The organism is Arthrobacter agilis, assembly GCF_002953615.1.
Lineage (GTDB): Bacteria > Actinomycetota > Actinomycetes > Actinomycetales > Micrococcaceae > Arthrobacter_D > Arthrobacter_D agilis_B.
On sequence record NZ_CP024915.1, the window covers coordinates 726339 to 736377 of the forward strand.

Annotated in this window: 8 protein-coding genes and 1 pseudogene; 6 read left to right on the forward strand and 3 right to left on the reverse strand. The window is 68.5% G+C overall.

Going from position 1 to position 10039, the window contains the following annotated elements; all coding sequences use genetic code 11:
- From CVO76_RS03535 to CVO76_RS03545, 3 genes and pseudogenes are all read left to right on the forward strand, one after another.
- Positions 1–224: pseudogene (locus CVO76_RS03535) on the forward strand (CDP-alcohol phosphatidyltransferase family protein); the annotation flags it as partial.
- Positions 215–1561, forward strand: coding sequence for a Wzz/FepE/Etk N-terminal domain-containing protein (locus tag CVO76_RS03540; protein WP_208740689.1), 1347 nt, complete (start codon positions 215–217; stop codon positions 1559–1561). The pseudogene CVO76_RS03535 and the gene CVO76_RS03540, both read left to right, overlap by 10 nt.
- Complete coding sequence (locus CVO76_RS03545) at positions 1554–2789, forward strand: O-antigen ligase family protein (protein WP_208740690.1); 1236 nt, start codon at positions 1554–1556, stop codon at positions 2787–2789. The genes CVO76_RS03540 and CVO76_RS03545 overlap by 8 nt, the downstream gene beginning before the upstream one ends.
- Here the strand turns inward: CVO76_RS03545 and CVO76_RS03550 are convergent.
- Complete coding sequence (locus CVO76_RS03550; RefSeq protein ID WP_208740691.1) at positions 2757–4670, reverse strand: right-handed parallel beta-helix repeat-containing protein; 1914 nt, start codon at positions 4668–4670, stop codon at positions 2757–2759. The two genes, CVO76_RS03545 and CVO76_RS03550, sit on opposite strands and share 33 nt — an antisense overlap.
- A 232-nt stretch (positions 4671–4902) precedes the next feature.
- Between CVO76_RS03550 and CVO76_RS03555 the strand changes: the two genes are divergently transcribed.
- The 3 genes from CVO76_RS03555 to sufU all read left to right on the forward strand — a co-directional run bounded on the left by CVO76_RS03555 (position 4903) and on the right by sufU (position 7950).
- On the forward strand, positions 4903–6051 hold the full coding sequence (locus tag CVO76_RS03555; RefSeq protein ID WP_133082056.1) for a glycosyltransferase family 4 protein: 1149 nt from the start codon (positions 4903–4905) through the stop codon (positions 6049–6051).
- A 129-nt stretch (positions 6052–6180) separates the two neighbouring features.
- Positions 6181–7497 carry an aminotransferase class V-fold PLP-dependent enzyme gene (locus CVO76_RS03560; protein WP_432206125.1) on the forward strand — a complete coding sequence of 439 codons (1317 nt, stop codon included), beginning with the start codon at positions 6181–6183 and terminating at the stop codon, positions 7495–7497.
- A complete protein-coding gene (gene sufU, locus CVO76_RS03565) occupies positions 7498–7950 on the forward strand; it encodes a Fe-S cluster assembly sulfur transfer protein SufU (protein ID WP_208740693.1) in 453 nt (150 codons plus the stop codon).
- Here sufU and CVO76_RS03570 read toward each other — a convergent pair.
- Positions 7947–9644 (reverse strand): sensor histidine kinase, encoded by a 1698-nt coding sequence (locus CVO76_RS03570; protein WP_208740694.1) that lies wholly within the window; start codon positions 9642–9644, stop codon positions 7947–7949. The genes sufU and CVO76_RS03570 overlap by 4 nt on opposite strands.
- 9 nt (positions 9645–9653) lie before the next feature.
- Positions 9654–10039: Na+/H+ antiporter NhaA (locus tag CVO76_RS03575; RefSeq protein WP_208740695.1), on the reverse strand; the 386-nt coding region annotated here is incomplete at its 5' end.

Below are 10039 nucleotides of genomic sequence, written 5' to 3' on the forward strand. Positions count from 1 at the left end.
GCCGCACCAGCAGCAGCACGACGGTCGCGGAGCCGGCGACGTCCTCGGCCCTGTATTCCCTCGCCGTCCTGCCGACGGACTTCGGCCTGTTGTGCGTCCTGTTCGTCCTGTTGCTCTTCCCCGCCGTCTTCGTGGGTGCGTACAGCCTGCTCATGCTCGCGAACGCCGCGTTCCTGGTCCTGGCCCTGCCGAAGTGGTACCGGGAGGTGAAGACGTGGAGCTGAACGAATACGGGCGCATCTTCCGCCGCCGGTGGGTCCTGATCCTCGTCTCGACCCTGGTCGGCCTGCTGCTCGCGGGCATCGCCTCGGGACTCGCCGACCGCACCTACGAGGCTAAGGCGGACCTCTTCATCCGAGCCGATTCGGAGGCCAGCTCCAGCTTCGAGAACTCGCAGTTCGTCCTGCAGCGCGTGAAGTCCTACCCGGACCTGGTCAACAGTCCCCAGGTCCTCACGCCGGTCCTGCAGGAACTGGACTCGTCCATGACCCTGGCGGAGATCAGGGAGAAGGTCAGCGCGAGCAACCCGCCCGAGACGGTCTACGTGAACGTCACGGCCTCGGCCGGCACGGCGGAGGAGGCAGCCGCCCTCGCCAACTCGGTCGCCTCCAACCTGCGCGACGTCATCCGTCAGCTCGAGGGCGGGGACACTGCGAGGAATGCGGCCGTCGAGGCCTTCGTCACCACGCCTGCCGTCGCCCCCACCTCGGCCTCCACTCCCAACACCGTCCTCAACCTGGCGATGGGCCTGCTGGTCGGACTCACCGTGGGGCTCATCGCCGCGGTCGTCCTCGGGGCCGGGCACCGGAGGATCCGCAGCAGCGGGGATCTGCCCCGCTCGGTCGATGTGGAGGTGCTGGGAGCCGTTGCCGGAGGTGCATCCCGCAGTTCCGGGGTCCTCGCCCAGGAGACGGCGCTGCAGTACCGGGAGTTGATGACCGCACTCCTGATCAAGCGTGGCGGGCAGCTCCCGAAGCTTCTCATGGTGACGTCGGTGGGACAGCGCAATGATGCCCAGGAAGCGTTCGGGTACCAGTTCGCCGGCTTCGTCGGGGACTCCGGTGCCCGCACGTGTGTCATCGATGCGACACAGCAGCAGATGCTGTCCGATGGAGCGGTCCCCGGACAGGCCGGTACGGAACTGGGTTTCTCGGACGTGCTCGTCGGTGAGGCCACACTCAACGACGTCCTCGCCGCCACCGAGTGCGGTGCGTACCGGATCCCCATCGGTACCTCCACCGACAGGATCAGCCGTTCCCGCGCGGCGCGGCAGGGTGCGAGCATCCTCAAGGAACTGGACGACGCCTTCGATGTCACGCTCGTCAAGACCGCGTACGACTCGCACCCGCTGACGACGTGGACGGTCGCACCGGTCGCCGAGGCCGCGCTGGTGCTCGTGTCGTGGGGTACGTCGGCCGCGGACCTGGAGGACTCCATGCGGGAACTCCAGGCGGTGGGCGTCGAGCCGCTCGGCCTGGTGCTCCTCGGTGGACCGCGGCGGTCAGGGGGTCGCGCATCAGGGCGTGCCCACCTGAAGGTCCGGACCGCCGGCCGTGGGTGAGTCGAGGGCCCGCACAGCGAGCGCCGTCCTCATCTGGATCGTCCTGATCGTCAGTGTCACGGCGTGGCGGAAGGGAGTCTACTTCGAGGGGTCCTTCGACGCCGTCGTTCTCGCCAAGGCAGCACTCCAGGGAGCCGCCTTCGCGATGGTCCTGCTCCTGAAGCGGGCGGCTCCCGTGGCACACCCCGTCGCCGGCGGGCCGCTGCTGGCGATCCTCGCAGTGCTGGCCGTGTCGATGATCGGCGCCCTGGACGCCGGGAACACCACGGCTTCAGCGGTCCTCGTCGTTCGGACTGTCCTCCTCGCGGTCACGGTGGTGCTGATGGTCTCCGCCTTCCCGCGGGACGAGGTGCTCATGCACCTGGTCGTCGCCGTCGGGATCGTCGGCGCGCTCCTCGCGATCACCGGTGTCGGTACCATCGCATCCGGTGGGCGCCTGGAAGGCACTCTCCTCCCGATCAGCCCGAACGGCCTCATCGTCCTCTGCGCGATCCCGGCACTCGCCGCGATCCAGCGGGTCATCTCCGGTCGTGCCACGATCGGTGCCGTCGTCGCGGCCTGCTTCTTCACCCTTGCCTGTCTCGCGACCCAGTCCCGCACGGCGCTGCTCGGCATGGCCATAGCGGTCGTCGTCCTCATCATGAGCATCCGCACCATCCAGCGGTACGTCGCCGTCGTCCTCGCCGCGGCCGTCCCGGCGCTGTTCGCGGTCGCCGTGTACACCACCTTCTTCGGGGCACTCCTCAACAGGGAGGGAAGCGCCTCCAACTTCACCCTCAACTCACGTACCATCGCGTGGCAGGTCGTGCTGCAGACTCCCTTCGAATCCCTCCAGAAGTGGGTCGGAGCAGGACTCTCGGTGAAGACTGTGCATGTGCAGGGCCAGTACTGGAACGACCAGGTCCTGGACTCCAGCTGGATCTCCGCCCTTGCCCAGACGGGACTCGTGGGGACTGCTGTCCTCGCCGTGCTCGTCACGGTGGTCCTGATCGCCAACATCAGGGGCGGACGGCGGAACGCCCTGCCCGTGGCACTCCTCGTCTTCCTGCTCATCAGATCGTTCCTGGAGACGGGACTGCTCGACGCCAGCGTCACCTTCATGGTCTTCACCACCCTCGCGTCCGCCTTCGTCCCGCGGTCAGAGGCGCCATCGGGCGGTCAGGGGCCGTCGGGCATCAACGCGAAGCCACGAGCATCAGCCGACAGGTCCTACCAGCAGACTCCCTGAGGGGACGCGGAGCAGGGCTGCGATCCGATCGGGGAGGGGCTCGGCGACGACCGACGACCGCACGGTGTCGCTCACCCGGAACGTCGTCGGATCCGCGATGGCATCCCCGGTGAGCTCCATGTCATGCTTCGCCTGTCCTGTCGCATTCCGGAAGCGGCCGAGGGTGGTGAAGACGGCCGGTTCCTCCCGTCCGCGCGACCAGATCACGAGCCAGGCCGGGCTCGTCCCCGAGGATCGGTGTAAGACGTTGCCGGACGTCGCGATCTCCATTTCTTCCGCCGACATCTGGTGCGAGTAGTCCTCGACGCACAGGAGGCAGTTCGCCGTGGTGCCGGTGATGACGTTGTTCCGGAGATCGATCGATCCGTTGATCCACGTCATCAGCGGGTCCGGAAAATGCTGGCGAGGGTCGTGCCCGGGTGTGCGGCGGTCCGAGGCGCGTCGTGCGTCCTGCACGATGTTGATCGGACGCCCATTGCTGATGAACGAGTTGTTCCAGACCTCGACGTCGCTGGTGTTGTTGATCTTCAGGCCATGGCCCGTGTTCTCGGCGACGACATTGTCCGCGACGACGACACGGGCGGAGATCTCGACGGACAGCCCATGACCGCTGTTCCCCACGATCTCGTTCCCCGACACGGTCAGGTCGAACGAGGACTCGTCGAACCAGAGCCCGGTGCCGTTGTTCGCCGAGAAGTTGCTGTCCCTGATGTGTACCGTCCGGGTCCGCCCGATCTTGACGCCACCGGCCGCCGGGGAGTGGTTGAAACCCTCGGTGTTGTTGTCCGTCACGTCGAGATTGGTCGCGGACAGCCCGTCCGCGTACGTCGCGGACGCGCCGAGCATGCCGTTCTGCGTGAGCGTGATGTTCTCGAGCCGGGCGTTCGTGCCGGACACGGCGAGCCCGGTCGTGGAGGTCTGCTCGATGATGACGTTCTCGACCGCGATGTCACTGCTCTCCAGCGTCACGGCGGCCATGTGCGGCACGGAGGGGGAGAACCGGCGGACACCGATTCCCTTGACCGCCGACCCCTCGGACTGGATGGAGATCGCCTTGGCGAGGGAACTCGCGCGGACATCCTTGCCGGCCGGGTCCGAGCCGAGGAACAGCCGGTTGCCGTCGTAGTCGACGTAGAAGGAGTCCGCGCCCAGTTCGCCGAGGGACCCTACCTGGCGCTGCGCCGTGCCGTCGATCCACACCTGGTCGGGATGGGAGGCCATGGGATACGCGGGATCGACGAACGTCCAGCCCGGTGTCGTGCCGTCCTCGTTGCCCCACGAATACGTCGGACTCGCGTCGAACTCGGCGGTCCAGCCGTCCGCCACGAACGCGGGGCCGTCCTGCTCGAAGTCGAACACCGGGACACTCCCATCGAGCCATACCTCTTCCTGGGGGAAGGCCTGAAGGGTGATCTGTTTCGTCGTGGGGATCTTCACCGCTTCGGGGTACGTACCGCCCCGGAGGACGACGGTCTGTCCGCTGCGGGCCTGGGAGATGGCGGCCTTGATGGTCTTCAGTGGCGCGTCCTGCGTCCCGCGGGAATCGTCGTTGCCGTTGCCGGCGACGAAGATCGCATCCCCAGGCACTGCGTAGGACGTCGTGCCCAGAGGCGCGGCGCCCGCCGTGGGTGCTGATGTCGCCGGCGATGATCCTGCCTGGAACCCGAGCGATTGCGTGAAGAAACTGTCGGACGTCGATGCCACGCGGCCGCTCGACACCCAGATGCCGCCGGTACCGGCGGCACCGGGCACGACAGCGCCGGTGCCGGACGGGTCCTGCGCCGATGGAAGCACACACGCTGACAGCAGCACGACCGAACCGAGTGCAACAGCGCGGCAGGTGAGCCGTCGGCCGCTCAGTGGCCGATTCTGCTCCATCATGAATTCCCTCTTGGCATCCGACGTGACGGCATGGAACGGACCGTGGTCGATGTGACCGCCGCCACCCCAGCCTAGCCTGCAGAATGGTTCGAGGGAACGGTGCCGCCCGGTGCCCGTCCCCGGGAGGACCCCCTGCCCGCGCCGGTCCGTCGGCTTATCATGAGGACCACCGGCCGAGGGACCCGTTCCCGACGACGCCGGGTCGTCCCCGACACTGCTAGCGAAGGCTCCCATGGACTTGACCGGACAGAAGATCGTCATCGCTCATCCCTCGGCGGACCTCTACGGCTCGGACAGGATGATGCTCGAGACCCTCGAGGGGCTGTCCACCTCGGGTGCGGACGTCGTCGTCGTCGTGCCGAACGACGGACCGCTCCTGGCCCGTGTGAGTGCCCGACACGCGGTCCCGGTGATCGTGCCGAGCCTCGTGCTGCGGAAGAGTCTCCTCTCCGCGAGGGGGGTCCTGTCGCTGGTCGCGGGGAGTGCGCAGTCCATCGTCCGGATCTCCGTGTTCCTCGCCCGGAACCGACCGGACATCGTCTACGTGAGCACGCTCAGCATTCCCTGGTGGCCCATCATCGCGCGCCTGGCCGGATGCCGGGTCCTGGTCCACATCCACGAGGCGGAAGGTCATGTGCGCCCGATCATCCGGCACCTCCTGGCCCTGCCGCTCCTCTTCTCGTCGGAACTGATCGCCAACAGCCGGTACACCGTGAAGGTGTTGGGCCAGTCCTTGCCGCGGACGGCCGCCCGGGCGCAGGTCGTGTACAACGGCGTCGCCGGACCCGCGTCCGTGAGGCGCCCCCGGGAGGAGCTCTCCGACCCCGTCCGGCTCATCTACTTCGGTCGGATCTCGCACCGCAAGGGCGTGGATGTCGCGATCGACGCCGTGGCCGAGCTGAGGCGCAGGGGGCGGGTGGCTCGCCTGGACGTCGTGGGGGCGGTGTTCGGCGGCAACGAGGACTACGCACGCGAGCTCGAGGACAGGATCCAGCGCACGGGACTGCAGGACTCCGTGCGGATGGTGGGCTTCCGCGAGGACGTCTGGGCATCGCTCGACGACGCCGACATCGTCCTGATCCCGGCGCGGCTCGACGAGTCGTTCGGGAACACCGTGGTCGAGGCCATGCTCGCGGCCCGTCCCGCTGTCGTCTCCGCGATGCCCGGACTGCTCGAGGCGGGGGACGGGTTCGGCAGCGTCCATTTCGTCGAACCGGACGACGTCGGTCGGCTCGCATCGGCCATCGAGGCGATCGTCGACGACTGGGCCCGGTGGAGCGGGCTCGCCGTCCAGGACAGGCTCCGAGCGCAGGAGCATCACGCGCCGGGCAAGTACCGGGACGAGGTCGTCGCGTCGATCGTGGAGTCGGGGGACTCCTGATGCCGCACACGTCAGGGGCTCCGTAGTTAGGTAGCACTGGGATGCCCCAACGGGCCCCGAGGTGGGACGATTAGGGCAGAGAATCCTTGCGTAATTGCCGCAGGAGATACCCGATCCGAGGAGCTCGACGTGCCCGTGGTTGAAACACCCGTCACACTCACCCCGTCCTATGCCGGGCTGACCGATGCCGAGGTCCACCGCATCCGCAACGACTTCCCGATCCTCGGCACCGAGGTCAACGGCCGGCCGCTCGTCTACCTCGACTCCGGCGCCACCTCCCAGAATCCCGTGAGCGTGATGGAGGCGGAGCAGGAGTTCTACGAGCAGCGCAACGCGGCTGTCCACCGCGGTGCCCACACCCTCGCGGTCGAGGCGACCGATGCCTACGAGGACGCCCGTGCCGCCGTCGCCCGGTTCGTCGGCGCCCGCGCCGGTGAGCTCGTCTGGACCTCGAACGCGACCGAGGGCATCAATCTCGTGGCCTACGCGATGTCCAATGCAGCCCTCGGACGGGGCGGCGCGGCGGCGCGGCGCTTCGCCGTGGGCCCGGGCGACCGCATCGTCGTCACCGAGATGGAGCACCACGGCAATCTCGTCCCGTGGCAGGAGCTCGCCGCCCGCACCGGGGCCGAGCTCCACTTCCTTCCGGTCGGTGACGACGGGACGCTCCGGCTGGAGGACGCCGCTGCGGTGATCACCCCCGCGACGAGGCTCGTCGCGTTCTCGCATGCCTCGAACGTCCTCGGCACCATCAATCCGGTCCGTGAGCTCGTCCAGCTCGCCCGGTCCGTGGGGGCGCTCACCCTGCTCGACGCGTGCCAGTCGGTGCCGCACCTGCCCGTGGACGTGAAGGCCCTCGACGTCGACTTCCTGGTGTTCTCCGGCCACAAGATGCTCGGTCCGACCGGGATCGGCGCGCTCTACGGGCGCGCCGAGCTGCTCGACGCCATGCCGCCCTTCCTGACCGGCGGCTCCATGATCACCACGGTGACGATGGAGCGGGCCGAATACCTCCCGTCGCCGAACCGCTTCGAGGCGGGTACGCAGCGCATCTCGCAGGCCATCGCCCTCGGTGCCGCGGCGAACTACCTCGCGGAGACCGGCATGCGACGGATCGAGGCATGGGAGGGAACCCTCGGAGCCAGGCTCGTCGAAGGCCTCGGCTCCATCGACGGCATCCGTGTGCTCGGTCCGGGCGCGGGCCTGCCGCGCATCGGACTGGCCGCGTTCGACGTCGACGGCGTGCACGCGCACGACGTCGGCCAGTTCCTCGACGACAAGGGCATCGCCGTCCGGGTGGGGCACCACTGTGCCCAACCACTCCATCGGCGGTTCGGCCTCACGGCGACCACGCGCGCCAGCACCTACCTCTACAACACGACGGACGAGGTGGACGCGTTCCTGGACGCCGTCGCGCAGGTCCGTCCCTTCTTTGGAGCATCCTGAATGAGCACCGGCCTCGAACAGCTGTACCAGCAGATCATCCTCGACCACGCGAAGGCGCGGCACGGTTCCCCGCTCCGCGAGTACGACGGCGCGGGCCGGGCGGGGGAGTCCCACCAGCTGAATCCCGTGTGCGGTGACGAGATCACCCTCCGGGCAGGGGTGGCCGACGGCACGGTGATGTCCGTGAGCTGGGACGGGGCCGGCTGTGCCATCTCCATGGCCTCGGCCTCCGTCCTCACCGATCTGGCGCAGGGACTGCCGCGGGACGAGGTGATCTCCCTCGTGGACTCGTTCCGCGAGGTGATGCGCTCGCGTGGCCGGATCGAGGCCGACGAGGAGGTGCTCGGCGACGCCGCGGCATTCTCCGGTGTCTCCCGTTTCCCCGCGAGGGTCAAGTGCGCCATGCTCGCGTGGGTCGCGCTCGAGGAATCGCTCCTGGCCGCCAACGCCTAGCCCGGACTCCCGGCCGTTCCCTGACCGGGTTGGGGCAGGAGCATCGTGAAGCACGTCCCCTGTCCGGGTTCGCTCGTGACGGTGATGGATCCGCCGTGCTCGCTGACGATGCTCTTGGTGATCAGCAGGCCGAGTCCCACGCCCGGCACCGCCGAGGTACGGACCGAGGGCGAGCGGAAGAAGCGGTCGAACACCTGGTGCAGCTCCGCGGCCTCGATCCCGATGCCCGTGTCCGCGACCTCCACCCGCACGCCGTCGTCGTCCAGCGATGCGTCCAGTGTGATGCTGCCGCCCCGCCTGTTGTACTTGATGGCGTTGGTGAGCAGGTTGTCCACGGCCTGGGCGAGCCGGATGGGATCCACCACGGCCTTCAGCGACGACGGTGCGTGGTTGACGAGGTGCAGTCCCGCGCGGGAGGCGCGCACGTAGGCGGACGACGCCGCCTCGGCGAGGGTCCTGCCGATGTCGGTCGTCACGGGGTGGACCTCGAAGGTGCCCGCGTTGATGGCCAGCAGGTCCTCGACCAGCTGCTCGAGCCGCACGGCGTTGCGCCGCGCCACCTCGATGTACCCGGTGACATCCTCCGGCAGGGACTCGCCGAGTTCGAGGCTCAGCTCGAGGTACCCGAGGATGGAGGTCAGCGGAGTCCGGAACTCGTGCGAGACGTTCGAGAGGAAGTCGTCCTTCGCCTGGAGCGCGAGCACCAGTTCCGTCACGTCGTTGAAGGACACCACCGTCCCCGCGAACCCACCGTCGTCGTCGTACATGGAGTGCGAGAAGATGCTGAGGGCCCGCTGGGAGCGGGGAGGACCCACCCAGACCTGCTCGGATTCGAGATCCTCGCCCCTGATGGCGCGGGCCACGGGACGGTCCTCCGGCGGGAGGGGCGTCACGCGATCCGGACCGAAGATGAGGAGCTCCGCCTCGTTCGGATCGTCATTGCCGTCGGGAGCCGCCCCGGAGTGTGCTTCCCGCTGCCGGGCGTTCATGAGGATGTCGTTGCCGTGCGCATCCACGGCGAGGAGTCCCACGCTGACGGTGTCCAGCACGGTTCCCAGCAGGCGCTCGCGCCGCCGGCCGGCCTCGACGCTCTCGCGCAGCGCTGCCTGCGACGCACGCAGTGCTTCCTGCCGCCGCCGGTTGTCCTTGGTGAGGGCACTGACGAACAGTGCCAGGCCCGTGAGCATGATGGGCAGCAGGATCGGCTGGATGAAGGAGTCGAGGGCCACCGGTGCGGGCTGGAGCAGCAGGGGGAGCCAGACGATCGCGAGGGAGGCGACGACGGTCACCGAGGCTGCCGTCACGGTCCGCACCCGGGAGGCCGCGATCCAGACCACGGGGAATGCTGCCAGGAGTCCCACGCCGGAGAGGCTCTCGCCGGCCGCTGCACGCGCGAGTCCGACCGCCACGAAGTCCGCCAGGGGGACGAGGATGACCCACCTGTTCGGGATACGGAACCAGGGCACAACGCAGCAGAGCACCAGGACGAGCACGTTGAGGGCCCAGCCGGCGAGGAAGGCCTCGGCCGATGCCAGATCGTCCCGCTCGAGGAGTCCGAGCGCCACGCAGAGCGTGAACGTGACGGTCAGCGCGAGTTCACTCAGGATGATGCGCCGGCCGTGCCGCTTCCGTACGGTGACCCGGCCGGACTCCGTCAGGTCCCCGCTCCGAGCTGCCTTCCCCCGATCGGCCATGGCAGGATCCTAGTCCTCGCGGTCCTCGAAGAGGTCGGGGACGCCGTCGTGGTCGGTGTCGACGGTCTCCTGTTCCTCGATGCGGCGGTAGTGCCGGTTGCGGGTCCTGAGCACCACGCTGGAGAGCAGGGCCGCGGTGAGGGACGCGGTGAGGATGGCGACCTTCGCATGGTCGTCGTGCTCCGTGCCGGAGCCGAAGCTGAGGTCGTTGACGAGCAGGGAGACGGTGAAGCCCACGCCCGCGAGGAGGCCGACGCCGAACAGGTCCCACCAACTCAGGCCAGGGTCGAGGTTCGCCCTGGTGGTCTTGGTGACGAGGAACGTGGTCAGCATGATCCCGACGGGCTTGCCCAGGACCAGGCCCAGCACGATGCCGATGAGGACCGGGTCGGTGA

Excerpts from the sequence above, each read along its gene's own strand:
- CVO76_RS03550 (WP_208740691.1), bottom strand. The coding sequence starts at position 4,670 with ATGATGGAGCAGAATCGGCCACTGAGCGGCCGACGGCTCACCTGCCGC.
- CVO76_RS03555 (WP_133082056.1), top strand. The coding sequence starts at position 4,903 with ATGGACTTGACCGGACAGAAGATCGTCATCGCTCATCCCTCGGCGGAC.
- sufU (WP_208740693.1), top strand. The coding sequence starts at position 7,498 with ATGAGCACCGGCCTCGAACAGCTGTACCAGCAGATCATCCTCGACCAC.
- CVO76_RS03570 (WP_208740694.1), bottom strand. The coding sequence starts at position 9,644 with ATGGCCGATCGGGGGAAGGCAGCTCGGAGCGGGGACCTGACGGAGTCC.